General features: G+C 45.3%; 13 protein-coding genes. 3 read left to right on the top strand and 10 right to left on the bottom strand.

Annotated features, from left to right (window positions below; all coding sequences use genetic code 11):
- Positions 1-170: 170 nt before the first annotated feature.
- The gene (locus NG821_RS08570; protein WP_252761244.1) at positions 171-1,733 is read right to left on the bottom strand and encodes a hypothetical protein; all 1,563 of its coding nucleotides are present in this window, start codon (positions 1,731-1,733) and stop codon (positions 171-173) included.
- Between the two features lie 762 nt (positions 1,734-2,495).
- Between NG821_RS08570 and NG821_RS08565 the strand changes: the two genes are divergently transcribed.
- A complete protein-coding gene (locus NG821_RS08565; RefSeq protein ID WP_252761243.1) occupies positions 2,496-3,317 on the top strand; it encodes a DnaJ domain-containing protein in 822 nt (273 codons plus the stop codon).
- Positions 3,318-3,331: 14 nt separating this feature from the next.
- A complete protein-coding gene (locus NG821_RS08560) occupies positions 3,332-3,553 on the top strand; it encodes a DUF4250 domain-containing protein (RefSeq protein WP_252761242.1) in 222 nt (73 codons plus the stop codon).
- A 47-nt stretch (positions 3,554-3,600) separates the two neighbouring features.
- On the opposite strand, the gene NG821_RS08555 is transcribed toward NG821_RS08560, so the two are convergent.
- Both NG821_RS08555 and NG821_RS08550 read right to left on the bottom strand, forming a co-directional pair.
- Positions 3,601-3,846, bottom strand: a complete 246-nt coding sequence (locus tag NG821_RS08555; protein ID WP_252761241.1) for a hypothetical protein — start codon at positions 3,844-3,846, stop codon at positions 3,601-3,603.
- A 19-nt stretch (positions 3,847-3,865) separates the two neighbouring features.
- Positions 3,866-4,450 (bottom strand): DNA-3-methyladenine glycosylase I, encoded by a 585-nt coding sequence (locus tag NG821_RS08550; RefSeq protein ID WP_252761240.1) that lies wholly within the window; start codon positions 4,448-4,450, stop codon positions 3,866-3,868.
- An 821-nt stretch (positions 4,451-5,271) separates the two neighbouring features.
- Between NG821_RS08550 and NG821_RS08545 the strand changes: the two genes are divergently transcribed.
- Complete coding sequence (locus NG821_RS08545; protein ID WP_252761239.1) at positions 5,272-5,553, top strand: RNA recognition motif domain-containing protein; 282 nt, start codon at positions 5,272-5,274, stop codon at positions 5,551-5,553.
- 662 nt (positions 5,554-6,215) lie between these two features.
- Here the strand turns inward: NG821_RS08545 and NG821_RS08540 are convergent.
- From NG821_RS08540 to ileS, 7 genes are all read right to left on the bottom strand, one after another.
- The gene (locus NG821_RS08540; RefSeq protein WP_252761238.1) at positions 6,216-7,874 is read right to left on the bottom strand and encodes a dipeptidase; all 1,659 of its coding nucleotides are present in this window, start codon (positions 7,872-7,874) and stop codon (positions 6,216-6,218) included.
- A 22-nt stretch (positions 7,875-7,896) separates the two neighbouring features.
- Positions 7,897-9,540 carry a M23 family metallopeptidase gene (locus NG821_RS08535; protein WP_252761237.1) on the bottom strand — a complete coding sequence of 548 codons (1,644 nt, stop codon included), beginning with the start codon at positions 9,538-9,540 and terminating at the stop codon, positions 7,897-7,899.
- A 128-nt stretch (positions 9,541-9,668) separates the two neighbouring features.
- Positions 9,669-9,887, bottom strand: coding sequence for a hypothetical protein (locus NG821_RS08530; protein WP_252761236.1), 219 nt, complete (start codon positions 9,885-9,887; stop codon positions 9,669-9,671).
- 18 nt (positions 9,888-9,905) lie between these two features.
- Complete coding sequence (locus NG821_RS08525; RefSeq protein WP_252761235.1) at positions 9,906-10,898, bottom strand: DUF4296 domain-containing protein; 993 nt, start codon at positions 10,896-10,898, stop codon at positions 9,906-9,908.
- Positions 10,899-10,906: 8 nt separating this feature from the next.
- Positions 10,907-11,620, bottom strand: coding sequence for a lipoprotein signal peptidase (locus NG821_RS08520; RefSeq protein ID WP_252761234.1), 714 nt, complete (start codon positions 11,618-11,620; stop codon positions 10,907-10,909).
- A 151-nt stretch (positions 11,621-11,771) separates the two neighbouring features.
- A complete protein-coding gene (locus tag NG821_RS08515; RefSeq protein ID WP_252761233.1) occupies positions 11,772-12,158 on the bottom strand; it encodes a TraR/DksA family transcriptional regulator in 387 nt (128 codons plus the stop codon).
- 21 nt (positions 12,159-12,179) lie between these two features.
- Complete coding sequence (ileS, locus tag NG821_RS08510) at positions 12,180-15,827, bottom strand: isoleucine--tRNA ligase (RefSeq protein ID WP_252761232.1); 3,648 nt, start codon at positions 15,825-15,827, stop codon at positions 12,180-12,182.
- Positions 15,828-15,895: the final 68 nt, after the last annotated feature.

Below are 15,895 nucleotides of genomic sequence, written 5' to 3'. Positions count from 1 at the left end.
TAATTGTATAACCCGCTTCCAGTAGCTGCATATAATGCAGTCGTGCCGAATAGTCATGTTTGTTTTTTTTCTTGATAGACATAATAAACCCCGAAAGTTAATTGTCTAACTTTCGGGGTTCACTTCACTTTTGGTTTCCTGCCTTTTTCCATATTGATCAATACAAACCCTTAGTTGACCTTCTGATAAATTTTATTATATCCATCTTTTTCTACTCCTTGAAGGACATAACCTTTATCAGGAACAACGGTGCAGTCCCATTCGTTCACCTTGGAATGAAGGGTATAATATCTAGGATCTGACGAACGGTCCCAATATTGAGCATCAAGTTCTTGAGTAAGACCAGGATCTGTATAAGGTGTTTTCACACCAGTATTGGGATCGACCTTATCATAAACTTTGCCACTATAGTCGGGAATGCTGCCAAATGCATTGATATAGTTCTTAGTGGCGTCAGTAAAAGTAATTGTTGAATTATCGAGGAATTGGTTTTTAAGCATTCCACGTGTAAAATCAGATGTGACACCATTAATATCTACAGAACTCTTGTAATAGTTCCAGACCTCAAAGGTAACACCGTCTTTGTACTTATTTTCCAAATAGCTCAACACGGTAGGATTGATGCCGGAAGTCGTAACACGGATGCCATCCAACTCATAAGCTACTTTCAAAGAGACAGGTTGCCCATTGATGTTAAAAGTCATCGTCGTATTGTCCGGTGTGTTGTTGTACTGTTCATCATTTGCCTGATGAGAAAGGACGATGGACATATCATCTGCCTGACAATAATACTGAGCAGGAACCGGGATAAACACTGAGACATCCGTATTGCCACGGACATGGAGGGAAAGTTTCGTTGCAATATAATCGCCTTCCTTTTTCTCAGCGTTGACAGACAAGTTGGCTTCTACTTCACCGTCATTGACTACGATTGGAGTAGGATCAACATTGTTGCCATTGTCATCAGCAGGGGTAAGTTTGAGAATATAGTCATTATATACCCCATCACCATTGACTACTTCACCGGAATTTTTCTTTGTCTTGTAATCAAAACCCAAATAGTAGCCAGTCTTGCCTTGATAGGTGATCTCATAGATCTTATAAGCGTCATACTTTCTGTTGTCCGTGTCACCATAAGAATCACTATAGCTCGGATTTGTCAGCGGCAAGTTCAGGCAAAGCGCATCCGGTCCACCATTGGCATTATAATCATTGATCGTTTGGCCATTGATCTCTATTTGATCCATGTGATCGGAACCAATGACACTATGTGAGGCATTGTTCTGGTCCTTGGTAGTATAGGAATCCTTCGAACTTCCGGCATATTGTATGAAATAATCTGTATTATTAAAGGTCACACCACTCTGATCAGGATTATCTTTAATATAGTTGATCACATAGGTCTTCTCCTCACTAGAGACAGTCTCAGGAATGGCAGATTTATATTGTGCCGGAATGTTATTGTCCTGAACTTTGTAATATTGGAACGGGTCTGAAGCTGCACGCGTAACCAAACCTTTCATTGCGGATGTGAGAGCGTCAGCATTCATTGTGGTTGCAAGAACGTCTCCACCCGAATAAATGGCTATATCAGATTTTAAAGCCGGTTTGAACAACGAGGCTTCTGATTGCGGGGTAGACACCGTCCCATCATCACTGGAACATGATGTGAATCCCATCCCGACCAACAACGTCAGCAAGGATAATTTTACACATAAAACGATTTTTTTCATTTCTCCCTATTGTATTTTTAAATTAATCCAATTCCAAAATCTGCCATTTACAGAAAAGACCTCAGTCCGGTCCGACTCTACTGGTCGGTTTTCCGGACATACCAATACACTTTCTGTACTTCCAAACGGTACAGGCTTTTCCGATGCTGTGACAAAATTAGACGATTCACTTTTCAAAAGATTCTTACAGCCTGTTTGAAGAGGCAGCACTTTTATAATTTTGCAAAATTATAAAAATTATTATTTTCCACCAAATTATTTCCATATTATTTATATTATCAAGGAAAATAATTGTCGTATTTTACCCTTTTAAAACAAAGATCTACATTGAAATTCCCCCAATTAGTCATTAAGCGCCACTGTAAACGGCGCCAACGTTATTTTAAAAGTCAGATAGTTATCATTCTGTATCGCGGTGGTCCTAATTAGCAAAAATTTGTCAGAAATGCCTATCAACAAGTTTAAAGTCCTCCAATCTGAAAAATCTTTATCAAAAGCCTTGCAGGTTTCCATCATAATGAGAAAACAGAAGAAATGAGTTCGTGACTTATCTCTAGTTTCACAAAGTCAGACAGACATTTTCAAGACAGAACGCTTACGAGTCAACCAACAACAGGGATTCCAAGGATTTGTTACGGTGGCTGATAAAAGATATTTAAGGTTCAGGACAAAAATGATATCTTTTCCCAAAATTAATCATTATCTTTGCGTTTAAAATCGGTATGCTGAACGCTGCCGGGATAAAAACTTCAAGATAGAACTATGGCATTAGGAAAATGGATCGGCGGTTTTCTGGGCTTTATCACTGCAGGACCTTTAGGTGCACTCGCAGGATTTGCTTTAGGTGCACTCTTTGACCGGGGAATGGATCAGGTCAATACCGGAGAGAACCCGGACTTTCAACGTATGGGGTATGACCAGCGTGAAAACAGAACATACGGGGCCTATGGACCGAGAGCGTATGAAGGTCAGCGGAATTCTTTCATGTTCTCCCTACTCGTCCTCTCCTCTTATATTATCAAGGCTGACGGAAAAGTGATGCATTCGGAGATGAATTTTGTCAGGAACTTCCTTCAGCAAAATTTCGGGAGTGAGGCGGTCAGCCAAGGCGAGGATATCCTCCTCAAACTTTTCAAGAAACAAGATGAAATGGGGCCTTCCGAGTTTCAAGGGGTCATCCGGGACTGTTGCATGCAGATCTCCAGGAACATGCTCTATGAGCAACGGCTGCAGTTGCTCAACTATTTAGTATTGGTCGCCCAAGCTGACAAGGATGTCTCCCGGGAAGAAGTCAATGCTCTGAAATATATCGCCGTACATCTCAGTTTGACCGAGGCTGATGTCGAATCCATGCTCAATCTGAAATACGGCGGGAATGATCTGGACGCTGCCTACAAGGTTTTGGGTATCTCTCCGGAGGCCACCGACGAAGAGGTGAAAGCCGCCTATCGCAAACTGGCCCTGAAGAATCATCCTGACCGTGTCGCTACTCTTGGAGATGATGTCAGAAAAGCAGCTGAAAAGAAATTCCAGGAAATCAATGCAGCCAAGGAGGTTGTCTTCAAAGCCAGAGGAATAAGATAAACAGAGAAACAAGTATGGACCACTTACCTGAAGATCCCGCCATATTGGTATCCAGCATCAATATGCTGCTAAGAGATGAGGAGTTTGACTCTCTGGAATCGCTTTGCTTCTGCTTCGATAAAGAACCCGAAAACTTGAAGGCGTATCTCAAGAAAGCCGGGTATATATATAGTAAGGTACAACGCCAGTTCCGCCCTATTGGATTCGATGAAGAAACCAACACGCGTCAGAACTGATGCCTCAAGAACAGCCAACCTGCAATGAAGGAGTTTTAGCGTCCGGTCTACAGCAATTTTTCCAGTCTTTCGACAGCATTGGCCATATCCTCTGCAAAACCAGAATGGCTGCGCAAGAACTCCGGTTTCCCCTCTGCGATCTTTTCATACAGTTCAGAACTCATCGCTTCAGTATAGGAGTTGATTGCATACTCGATATCATCCTTCACCGATTCATTTTCAATCAGTTGGTATAAGTTCCATTTCTGATGAAAAAAACTGTAGGCCTCTTCAATACTGTCTTTTGTTACCATCACCTGCTTTTTTAGTTTTTCATCGACACCAGTCACACTCCTCGCCATGGGCGAGCAACACCCCTATCGCTTGAAGATAGGAGTAAATCGTCGTCGAACCGACGAATTTCATGCCACGACGTTTCAAGTCTTTAGAGATGCGGTCAGAGAGTTCTGACTTTGTCCGAATATGATAAGGTTCGCGAATAGATTTTCCGTCTGTGAATCCCCAGATATAAGCATCAAAGGAACCAAACTCTTTCTGGATATCCAGGAATATCCGACTGTTTACAATACTTGCATCCACTTTCAGGCGGTTGCGGACAATTCCGGGATCAGAGATCAGTCGAAGACGGTCCCGGTCATTGAAACTAGCAACGACATGAGGGTCGAAATGCCTGTAAGCCTGTCTGAAATGCTCCCGCTTATTGAGAATACATTCCCAGGAAAGCCCTGCCTGAAAACCTTCCAAGATCAACAACTCAAAAAGTTGTTGGTCATCATGCTTCGGGACAGACCATTCTTCATCATGATATTTCACATAAAGAGGATTGGAAAGTTTCAGCCATGCACAACGGTGTACGGTGTGCTCACCTTTTATAGGATGTTTGGTTTGATCGTTCATGTCGCAAAGTTACGAAAATTCCGCAGAACAGAAATCCATCTCTGCAACAATTTAATCAGCCCCCACTTCGTCACCGAATACAATCTTCTGAAACTCGAGAAAAGGAAATGAGAAAGGCAGTTTTTCCAACTGAGGGCAACCGATACAGGCAAAAAGATGGAGACAGAGTATCAAAAAGCAGGTTTTTAAGACGATTTTAAAGCCATTTTATGATAAAAGTTTGAATTTAATAAAAAAAAACAGTCAAAAAAGGAAAAAAAATCGAAACTCATGCGCTGGATTAAATTCTTTTTGTATCTTTGCAACGTGAGCAATCAAGTTTAAATTGTATCTGTCTTCTCTTGTTTTGTTTCGTCTCATAAGCGACTCACTCATCGAAACCGACAACAATCAACTTTCTTGTTTATGTAGTATAAACTGTCACGAAACATTCACCAAAAGTGATGCGTTCGATGAATCAACAACAATTAAAGAAGAACTATCATCAAGAATATGAATTTACAGAACAGGTTACCAGAGTGAGAAACTGGTAGAGCGACCTTTATTTCCACGTCGTTATATTCTCTTAACGACAACTCACCATCTTAACATTTTTATGTTTAATAGTCCAACAGACTTTCAGAATGTCTGAACTAAGAGTATTTATAATTCTGTTCAGAGGCTGAATATGTTTCAATCGGAAGATTTATTTCCGAAGGGATCAAAGAGAGGAAAAGGAGAAAGAAGAGTCGGAGCCTCAACAAAGAGGCACATCCTGCATCAAGATGATATCAAACGAATAGTATTTATTAAGTAATACGGTTTAATTTAATTTAAAAAAAATGAACATTTTTGTATCACGTCTGAACTTCAAGACAGACGACGAGGGTTTAAAGGACTTATTTGCAAACTATGGTGAAGTAACATCTGCAAAGATTATCAATGATCGTGAAAGCGGTCGTTCACGTGGCTTCGGCTTCGTTGAAATGTCTGATGATGAAGCTGCCAAGAAAGCTATTGATGAACTCAATGGCAAAGAGTTTGACGGTAGGACCATCGTTGTTGCTGAAGCTCGTCCTAGAGAAGAGCATTCTCGTGGTGGTTACAACCGCGACAGATATTAATCGCATCGCCGGCTGGACCTTATCAGCCAACAATCATCAACGAATTCCAATTCGTTAAGTATTATTTCTAAGGAATTTATTCCAAAGAAAATGTGTAACATCCGTTCCATCTTGTCGTCAGACTGGTGGAAAGCCTTAAAGAGCGAGATATAAAGACTGGGTCCTTGGACTCTAAATATAATATATCCCTAAAACAGAGCGGTAGAAAGAACAAATTCTTTCTACCGCTCTTTGCGTATATACCTTTCTCTGGTAAACCGGCCATTCTGAAAATCATAAGCCTCACTCAATAAGGATTCAAATGAGAACTCATGTCCTTCCCATAAGGTAAATGGTGACAACCTAATGCCGGTTCAACTAAAAAGAAGAAGAGAGCTTACTCCATCCTTTTGAACTTTCAATCACCTTTTAGATTATCATGATACCTGCTTCTAAATCTTTTGATTCCTTACCTGAAAGTTACCAACTCCCGAGGGAAAACCACCTCTAAGCAAAAGCGTCTTTGATCATGATCCAAGGCATCCGTAAGGGCATCCACGACACATACCTGTTACCACCAAAAATCCCGATTGACTGGAAGTTCGGACTTCTGTCAATCGGGATAAGTTACTCTCTGTTACCCTCTCCTTCTCCAAAGGATTGGTGAGAAGAATGAGTTTCTGTTATTTCTCTTCAGGATAAAGATACTTGTCACCAGTCTCTTTCACGTACTTCCTGGCATAATTTTCAGGATACCCCGGACGCTCGACAGATGCGCCGATCCCTTCAGGAGTGCGGAGGAAACGACCGTTCTTATCCGGTTTGATAATCATATCATTATACTTCACAACAAGATAAGTACGAAGGGACTTCCATGTTTTCATCATACTGTCAGCTGTAGCGATGGTATAGTTGTTCAGATATGCCTTGGCAGCGGCCGGGTCAGTCTTCAACAATTCAGCAGCATGAGCCTCTACCTTGCCCTGAGCTGCGAAATAGCCTCTTTCAAGACTGTCACGGACGGCCTTCAAGGACGGGAACATCATACTGTAACGAGGATAGACCATATTGGAAACCATATTGCATACCCAATAGGCATTCTCATCAGAATAGGTGACAGCATCAGCGCCCGGTGTATTGAAGCAAAGCGGCTGCTTCGTGGAAGAACAATAGACCGGCACATAAGCGATCATGTTAGGGTCATCATTGCCAAACCAGAGGACACCACCGATCTCACGGGGGAGCCATGAACGCATCTGACTGACGAAAGTAAACCCGGACTGTTGCGTAGAAGTCGGCCGCTCATTGAAATATTTCTTTCCGTCTACAGTAAAGTATAGCGGTGTCGGACGATAAGGCATTTCCCAGATACCGCCCCCGATATCTTTCCCGTCTGCTACGGAGAAAGGCGTACCTTCGAAATGGTCACGCATGCAAACCTGAACATCCTGTACGCTCAACTTCCGATTGGGGATGATCCAAAGAGGCATATCCTCAGCATGGGGATCCCGTCCTTCTGCCCAAGGAATCCAGCGCTTCATATCCTTGAAATGATTGAAGAAGCTCCAGACACGTGCGTCACAGATACGACGGCCTTCAAAGCCCGGGAAAGCATAAGCATTTTTGAAAGAAAATTCCTTATCCGGTCCTTTATACCAGCCTTTTTCACGGGCAAAGGAAATCACATTCTTCGAATGAAGGACTTCTGTCTTCAAATAAGCGAATTTTCCAATACGGCTTTGGTTGGCATGTCCGCAGATCGCATTGTCAGGAATGCGGACAGCACACCAGACCACTTTCTGTTTCTTGTCGCCGCCACAGCCTTGCATCTCCAGGATCCAAGCTTCTTTCGGATCACAGATCGTGAAAGTTTCGCCCTCAGAGCAATAGCCGTATTTCTCAGCCAGTGAGGTCATCACATGGACAGCTTCACGGGCAGTACGAGAGCGCTGGAGTCCGATATAGATCAGAGACCCGTAGTCTATTCCACCGTTCTTGTCGACCATCTCTTCACGGCCACCATAGGTCGTCTCCCCTATCGTCACCTGATATTCATTGATGTTGCCGATCACATTATAAGTTTGGTGGGCTTCAGGAATCTCACCGATATAGCGGTGGGAGTCCCAGTCGACGATCTTCCTCATGTCCCCCTTCTGATGTATGGCAGCAGGATAATGGCACAGATTGAGGAACATGCCGTAGTCATCGGCATTGTAGGAACAAATGACTGACCCGTCAACACTGGCTCCTTTCGCCACAATAAAATTGGTACAGGCCGTCGACTTAAGCGGGAACAGCAGCCCCAAAGCCAACACGAATGTCGCAAGATTGATTCTTTTCATATTCATCAACAATTAAAATCGTTTAGTACTTGAATTGGGTGACAAACACCCTTTGATTATTTTTCTGGTCCCAGGCTATGAATTTCAACTGATGTTCCCTGCCGGTTTTCCTCACAGGGGCCTCTGCCAGGTCACAACGCACCAAAGGTGTCTGGAGAATCTGGTCGAAAGCAACGAAATGACCGTCGACAAACCCTTTGAAACCCTTCAGTCCACTCTGCGTGTCACCCAAGGAGAAAGTCAACTGCCGTCTTGCTGTCCAGCCGCCTTGCCCTACAGGTATGACACTGGGCGCCTTGTCGTCACAGTCAATGTCATAGATGGCCCCCAAGTCCCTGCAAGGACCTGTCACCCAGCCATTCTTATAGACACCTCCCATGTACCGCTCTTTGCCGAAATGACTGGCGATATAGAGTTTGCTGGGATCCGCAACAGATTTGTTCAGGTGAATGGCAATCCTGCCGAAACCCAACAAAGGATAACTCCCCGGCATGAAATGATAGGCATCAGAATACTTTCCGGGTTGACGGATCACACGGGGATGGATCACGACATCATCCGCAAGCAAATGATGCTTCAATATAAGGCGGGCGCCTGCGAGCGGATAGATATTGAAACGGTTCCAGAACAGTTCAGGTCCTGCAGGTTTCCGGTACGGTGCGATAGCCATCTTCCGTCCTTCCACGATGAAGTCATAATGCGATGCATTGCCTGCGAAATCAGACAAAACATACTCGATATGATACGGCCGCTGCTGATTGAAGTCAATGACGCCCCGATCCTTGCCGACCTTGAAGACCGGCAGGGTAATGCCCGGCAGAAGGAAAGAGCGCATATACCACACATTAGACCGGATATAGTGCTGGTAATCGCCCCAATAATTGACCTGAAGGTTTCCATTGATCGGAATATTATTGGCATCACTCTGGAAGACGAGTTTGCCGTCTACGAACAATTGCGTCAACCTGACACCATAGTTATTGTAGGTCGCTTCCATATTGTCATTTGCCCAAATGGCGAAACCGACCTTTCCCCATGCCGTAAAGCGATTGGACAAGTGATGTGAGGTCAGGCCGAACACCTGGTCACCCGAGCCTCCGTCAAAACTGCCTTTTCCCGGCATCGGACAAGCCATAAAGCCATGCCCTAATGGCGGAACATGATCCGTGACATATCTACCGATAAAAGCGAGGGGATCATGCATATTTCCGTCCTTCGTACTGTGGACTTCCAAATGAAGGTGAGGACCTTCCGAAGCCCCTGTGTTCCCGCTCCAGGCAATAAAGTCACCCTCTGCGACAGGCACCTCATCAGGTCTGAAATCAAAAACACCGGTAGTTCTCTGTTCGGCATACTGATGCTTGCGGAGCACGGCCTGCACACGGAGAGAAAAAGCTTTCAGGTGGCCATAGACACTGGTATAGCCCTCAGGGTGCTGGACATAAACGGCATTGCCATATCCTCCGACACCAATAGACACATGACTGACATACCCGTCACCAATAGAATGGATGGCTTTTCCCGTGACCTGACCTGTCTTCACATCACAACCTCCATGGAAATGATTGGGACGAGGCTCAGCAAAATTCCCGGCCAGTTCAATAGGATAATGTACCGGTGAGCCATAGGTAACGGCTGCCAACAAAAGACAAAATAAGAAATTCAATTTTGATCAACTCTATTAAAAACAATCAGCAAAATATCTTTTAAACCTTCAAACTCCATCCGATCACATGACCGGACAAGTGAGAGCACCGACGCTGATCAAACCGTAGCCCTGTTCGGCAATATACTTTATACTAACACCTTCTTATCATGACAAGCGAAAAATGAGCCGTCTTCATTTTCTTTCACTTCAATCGTACCTCCCAGCCATTCCGTAAAAGCCGGCTCCTCCTGAAAATCACCATAGCCGACAACGGCACCGCCCCGTATCTCGACATAGGCTTGATGCAAGACCCGTTGTCCGATATGCACTTCATGCGCAGCGTAACGATGCACCTCTTGTTTCATCTCTACTTCAAATTACGCTCACTGTACCGGCGACAATCGTCGTCGATCTACAGGAGAAGAGTTCATTTGCTGTTGCAGTCGGGGATCAGGCGGCGGCGCACCGTTGGTGACAGGTCGAGGGTGGATCTGAGAGGGCGGATTCTGAGGTTGCGGAGCAGTTTGAGAAGCCGGAGAAGCACTGTCCGGTCGCTGGGAAGGCGCCCCCGGAGACGTTGTCTGGGGTTGTGCCGGAACAGACTTCACATGCATCCTGATCAATTTGATATTCTGGATGAACATCAGTTTCAGGGTGGTAGCCCCTGCACCGGGATCATCATTGTCCGGCAAGAGGAAATACCCCCTGACAGACTTGATGCCGAGACTGTCCATATCATCTACTTCCAAATGATAATGCTGGGTATTCATGATATGGATAAGGGATGAAGATATACTGTCATTCTTGAATTGTACCGCCAGGACGACAACACCATCACGCATACCATCCTGGAAGATAAACTGTGCGTCAAAATCCAACATGATATGGTCGCCTGCATGGAAAGAACTGTCTGTCGGTACCGAGTAAGAATAATAATTGAAAGGTTCATCAGGAGAAAGGACAAGGGCAGGATCACCCCGCCATACATTTGCCGTATCCCCCTGTTCGTCAGAACCGAAGGCATTGACAGATGACCCTTGTGCCTGAGCCTCATTCTGAAGGCGCTCGGTCAGGTTCTCGTAAATGCCGTGCAGGAGTTCTGTATGCCGGGTATAATAGACCAGTGAAGAATCAAACTCCGCCTCAGTGACATGGTGCTTTTTCAATACGGCAGTACGATAGATTTCCGCATTCATTCCGGGATTACTGCTCTGATCCGCCATGGCCTGGGCTATATGATAATCGTACAGCAGATTCTCCATCTCGCCTTTAGAGAGGTACTTGCTCGGTATAGTAGGTTTACACCCCGCTATCAACAACAGGATGGAAAGGATAAACAGATACGGTAAAATGTGAAAGCGATGCTGATTCATCATTTTTGTAGTTAACCGTTCTTATCAGAACCGGTATGATTATCTTCCTTTACCTCAGTTTCAGAAACCTTTTGAGCTTTTCCGTTTTTGTTTAATGTTGCCAGGTCTTTCCTGCAGAACAGCAGGAGACCGATGACACCTGCGGTGATACATGAATCCGCAAAATTGAATACCGGAGAGAAGAATGTAAAAGACTGGCCTCCCCAGAGTGGGAAATTCTCAGGCCAAGTACCTTGGATGATCGGAAAATAGAACATATCCACGACTTTTCCCGTGAGGAAACTGCCGTAACCATGTCCAAAAGGAACGAAATAAGAGATATAATAAGGTGAAGAAGCATTGAAGATCAGTCCATAAAGCATGGAATCAATGATATTCCCTGCAGCTCCGGCAAGTATCATGGACAAGAAAACGAGATACCGGGTACGTATGCCCCGTATCACCTCCTTATGAATGTACCACCCGATGATACCCACAGCGACGATACGGAATAAAGAAAGGAAATACTTGTTCAGGAATGTCATTCCCCATGCCATTCCCATATTTTCAATAAAGACGATCTTGCACCAATGCGTGACTTCTATCTGTTCACCCAGGCTCATGTGGGTCTTTACCCAGATCTTGATCATCTGGTCAACAACCAAAGCAATGACGATGATGAGTACGGAAAGCCACCCTAAGAACTGTTTCCGCTTTTTCTTATCCAAATCCAACTTTCCCAGCATTTTATTTGACCTGAAAGCACCAAGATACCCTAAGAAATCCCGCGCTCGTTAAAAGTTCCGATATGAAGGCAAACCGTCCTCAAGACAAAAGGTTCTCCCGCTGGCTCAGATCTTGTGACCTGAGACCCGCATGACTCTCTGCCGGAGACGCTTAATGATTTCTGTTCTTCTCCTTGGAAGCAACGCTGAGCGTTGCATGAGGAACGACCAGAAGACGCGCCTTCGGAATCAATTTTCCCGTGATGCGGTCAATGCCATAAGTTTTATTCTGGATGCGGATCAGAGCTGCCTCGAGTCCCTTGATGAACTTCTGCTGCCGCTGAGCCATATCTATGATTTCCTCTTTACTCTGGTTGATCGTTCCGTCTTCCACCGCTTTGTAAGTAGGTGAAGTATCAGCCACGTCATTGCTGTCCGCATTGTCCAACTGACTCATCATCTCCTTATATTCCTGACGAGCCACTGCAAGTTTTTTATCAATGACCTGCCGAAATTCCTCCAAATCTTTGTCAGAATAGCGTACTTTTATTTCAGCCATACCTAAGAATATTTAATTAATTTATCGATTATCTTTTTCAACTTTGATCTTCAATTTGAAATCGTCGAAATCTGTCTCTATCCCATCATTGTCAGCAATCTTCAGGTCATTCGCCAGAACCTGCTTTCTGATCATGTCACCAAAAGACTTGATGGCTTCATCGGTCTTCGGGTTCGGAGCTACCGTAGCAATGATACGGTCAGTAATCTCAAGTCCGGTTTCCTTCCGAAGATTCTGTATTCTGTTGATGAGTTCGCGTGCCATACCTTCCCTCTTCAGTTCAGGCGTCAACGTGACCTCCAAGGCAACTGTCAGATTGCCGTCATTGGCTACAAGCCAACCCGGAATATCCTCAGAAATGATTTCCACATCCGAACCTTCTACAGTAACCGGCTGGCCGTCAACTTCGAGTTTCAGTTGCCCTTCGGTCTCGAGTGATGCGATCTCTTCCTGAGACAAGGTATTGATACGGGCGGCGATGGATTTCATCAACTTACCAAACTTCTTGCCCATGACCCTGAAATTGCACCTGACTTTCTTGACCAGGACACCCTGCTCACTGATGAACTCAATCTCTTTGACATTGACCTCATTCTTGATCAGGTCCGATACGGCAAGGATATGCTTCTTCTGCTCTTCGTTGACAGCAGGGATCATCATCTTAGCCAAAGGCTGACGAACGCGGATATTGACTTTCCGGCGAAGTGCCAGTACCATGGATGTGATCTTCTGGGCGACAGACATACGCGCTTCCAGATCAGTGTCGATGACGCTTTCGTCTACCGTAGGATACACTTCCAAATGTACGCTGTCCTTCAGTCCTCCCAGATCTTTATAGAGACGGTCAGCACAGAACGGCGCAAAAGGTGCAAGTACCTTGGCGACAGTCATCAGACAAGTATAAAGGGTCTGATAAGCACTCAACTTATCCTCGCTCATCTCCTTTCCCCAGAAACGCTTGCGGTTCAGGCGCACGTACCAGTTGCTCAGGTCATCATTGACGAATGTATCGATCAATCTGCCTGCGCGTGTCGGATCATAATCATCCAGTTCTTTCTCCATGCCCTTTACCAACGTACTCAGGCATGAGAGGATCCAGCGGTCTATCTCAGGCCGCTTCCGGACATCCAACTGCGGTGCAGCGGGATCGAAATGATCCACGTTGGCATACAACGCAAAGAAGGAGTAAGTATTGTATAAAGTTCCGAAGAACTTCCTTCTGACTTCATCGACACCCTTGGGGTCAAACTTCAGGTTATCCCAAGGCTCACTGTTGGTCATCATATAGAAACGGACAGCATCGGCGCCGTAGCGGTCAATCATCTCAAACGGATCAGTGACGTTCCCGACATGCTTGCTCATCTTATTCCCTTTGGCATCCAGGACAAGACCTGAACTGATGACATTCTTGAATGCCACCTGGCCGAATACCATCGTAGAGATGGCGTGCAGCGTAAAGAACCACCCGCGTGTCTGGTCCACGCCCTCGTTGATGAAATCAGCGGGATAGAATGCCGGCGGCACAGGAGTGCCTTTATATGTGCTGTGGATCAGTTGGTCCCGATACGCAGCTTCAGTCAGTCCCGTAGCCTTCACTCCTTCAGCATTCAACGGATGCTCGAAAGGATAATGCTGCTGTGCATAAGGCATAGAACCGGAATCGAACCAGACATCGATCAGGTCACTCTCACGATGCATCGGTTTTCCGGCATCGCTGACCAGGACGATATAGTCGATATAAGGACGGTGAAGGTCAATGCGGTCATAATTCTCCTGGGAATAATCCCCGGGCACGAATCCTTTATCCTTCAGAGGATTGGATTTCATAAAACCCGCCTTCACTGATTTCTCGATTTCAGCATACAGTTCTTCCAGAGAACCGATACACTTTTCATTGCGGTGGTCATCCCTCCAGATCGGCAGCGGAGTACCCCAGAAACGAGAGCGGGACAAATTCCAGTCATTCAGATTTTCCAGCCAGTTGCCGAAGCGGCCTGTACCAGTAGACTCAGGCTGCCAGTGAATGGTCTTGTTGAGGGCGACCATCTGCTGTTTCTTGGCGGTGTCTCTGATAAACCAACTATCCAAAGGATAATAGAGAATAGGTTTATCGGTCCGCCAGCAATGCGGATAACTGTGGACGCATTTCTCGATCTTGAAGGCAGAGCCTTCCTCTTTCATCTCCATGCACATGATGATGTTCAGATCCTCCGCTTTCTGCGAAGCCTTGACATCCCAAACACCGTTCACGGTATAAGTCGGATCATAGGCATTCTTGACCCATGCGCCCTCATGATGGTGATAGAGTTTGACATCCACACACCGCTCGACAAAGTTCGAGTCGAGTTCTTTGAGAATATAATATTTTCCTTGGAGGTCGACCATCGGGCGGGTCTCCTCCTTTTTGTTGACCAGATAAACACCGGGAATACCGGCATCTTTGGAGACCTTGGCATCATCAGCACCGAAAGTCGGGGCAATATGTACGATGCCGGTACCATCGTCAGTCGTGACATAATCGCCAAGGATGACGCGGAAGGCCTGATCGGACATCTCCACAAACTTGTCCCGCCCGTCTTCACCGGTGAACACCTTTTCAGGATGCTTCTCGCCATAGGCGTTGACGAAATCATAAGCATATTCACCCATCTTCTCGCAGGGTTTGACCCAAGGCATCAGTTGCTGGTAATGCATCCCTTCCAGGTCTGTACCTTTCATACGGTCAATGATCCTCCAGGGGCAGATCTTCTTCTCTTTATCGAAAGGAGGCAGAGGGATATTTTGGTCCTTGACTTCTTGATCAGCTTTCAGATAGGCTGTGATACGGTTTTCGCCCATGACAAGTGTCATCGGTTCACCGTTATAGAGATTGTAGGTCTGAATGGTCACATAGTCAATCTTCGGACCCACGCAGAGTGCCACGTTGGAAGGCAATGTCCAAGGGGTTGTCGTCCATGCGATGAAATAAGGTTTACCCCATTTCGTCCACTCCGGTTTCGGATCTGTGATCAGGAACTGGGCCGTGACTGTCGTATCCTTGACATCGCGATAGCATCCCGGCTGATTCAGTTCGTGAGAACTCAGTCCAGTGCCGGCTGCCGGACTATAAGGCTGGATCGTATAACCCTTATAGAGCAAGCCCTTATTGTAGAGTTGCTTCAAGAGCCACCAAAGTGTCTCTATATACTTATTGTCATAAGTGATGTAAGGATGCTCCAAATCCACGAAATACCCCATCTTTTTGGTCAGGGTATCCCATTCTTCGGTAAACTTCATGACATTCTCACGACACTTACGGTTGTAGTCTTCTACAGAGATATACTTGTCACTCTTCTTATTGTCAATGTCTTTTTTAGAAATGCCAAGTTCCTTTTCCACTCCGATCTCCACAGGCAGTCCGTGAGTATCCCATCCGGCCTTTCGGGGCACGCAGAATCCTCTCATCGTCTTATAGCGGTTGATCGTGTCTTTGATGGAACGAGCCAGGACATGGTGTATTCCAGGATGACCATTGGCAGAAGGAGGTCCCTCGAAGAAAATAAATTCGGGACACCCTTTACGTTCATCTATGGAGCGATGGAAGATATCTTCTTTCTTCCAGTCATTCAAAACCTCACTATTAATCTTTACAAGATCCAGGCCGTTATGCTCGGCAAATTTCTTAGCCATTGTACAAATTCGTGTTTATAACGTAATCACTTTTAGAGTTGCAAAGATAACAAAAAAAAATGTCTTTG

Origin of the sequence: Segatella cerevisiae, assembly GCF_024054555.1 — a bacterium.
GTDB classification, from domain to species: Bacteria; Bacteroidota; Bacteroidia; order Bacteroidales; family Bacteroidaceae; genus Prevotella; species Prevotella cerevisiae.
This window is presented reverse-complemented; position numbering and strand designations above follow the sequence as displayed.

Coding starts and splice junctions, on each gene's coding strand:
- NG821_RS08570 (WP_252761244.1), bottom strand. CDS start 1,733: ATGAAAAAAATCGTTTTATGTGTAAAATTATCCTTGCTGACGTTGTTG.
- NG821_RS08565 (WP_252761243.1), top strand. CDS start 2,496: ATGGCATTAGGAAAATGGATCGGCGGTTTTCTGGGCTTTATCACTGCA.
- NG821_RS08560 (WP_252761242.1), top strand. CDS start 3,332: ATGGACCACTTACCTGAAGATCCCGCCATATTGGTATCCAGCATCAAT.
- NG821_RS08555 (WP_252761241.1), bottom strand. CDS start 3,846: ATGGTAACAAAAGACAGTATTGAAGAGGCCTACAGTTTTTTTCATCAG.
- NG821_RS08550 (WP_252761240.1), bottom strand. CDS start 4,450: ATGAACGATCAAACCAAACATCCTATAAAAGGTGAGCACACCGTACAC.
- NG821_RS08545 (WP_252761239.1), top strand. CDS start 5,272: ATGAACATTTTTGTATCACGTCTGAACTTCAAGACAGACGACGAGGGT.
- NG821_RS08540 (WP_252761238.1), bottom strand. CDS start 7,874: ATGAAAAGAATCAATCTTGCGACATTCGTGTTGGCTTTGGGGCTGCTG.
- NG821_RS08530 (WP_252761236.1), bottom strand. CDS start 9,887: ATGAAACAAGAGGTGCATCGTTACGCTGCGCATGAAGTGCATATCGGA.
- NG821_RS08525 (WP_252761235.1), bottom strand. CDS start 10,898: ATGATGAATCAGCATCGCTTTCACATTTTACCGTATCTGTTTATCCTT.
- NG821_RS08520 (WP_252761234.1), bottom strand. CDS start 11,620: ATGCTGGGAAAGTTGGATTTGGATAAGAAAAAGCGGAAACAGTTCTTA.
- NG821_RS08515 (WP_252761233.1), bottom strand. CDS start 12,158: ATGGCTGAAATAAAAGTACGCTATTCTGACAAAGATTTGGAGGAATTT.
- ileS (WP_252761232.1), bottom strand. CDS start 15,827: ATGGCTAAGAAATTTGCCGAGCATAACGGCCTGGATCTTGTAAAGATT.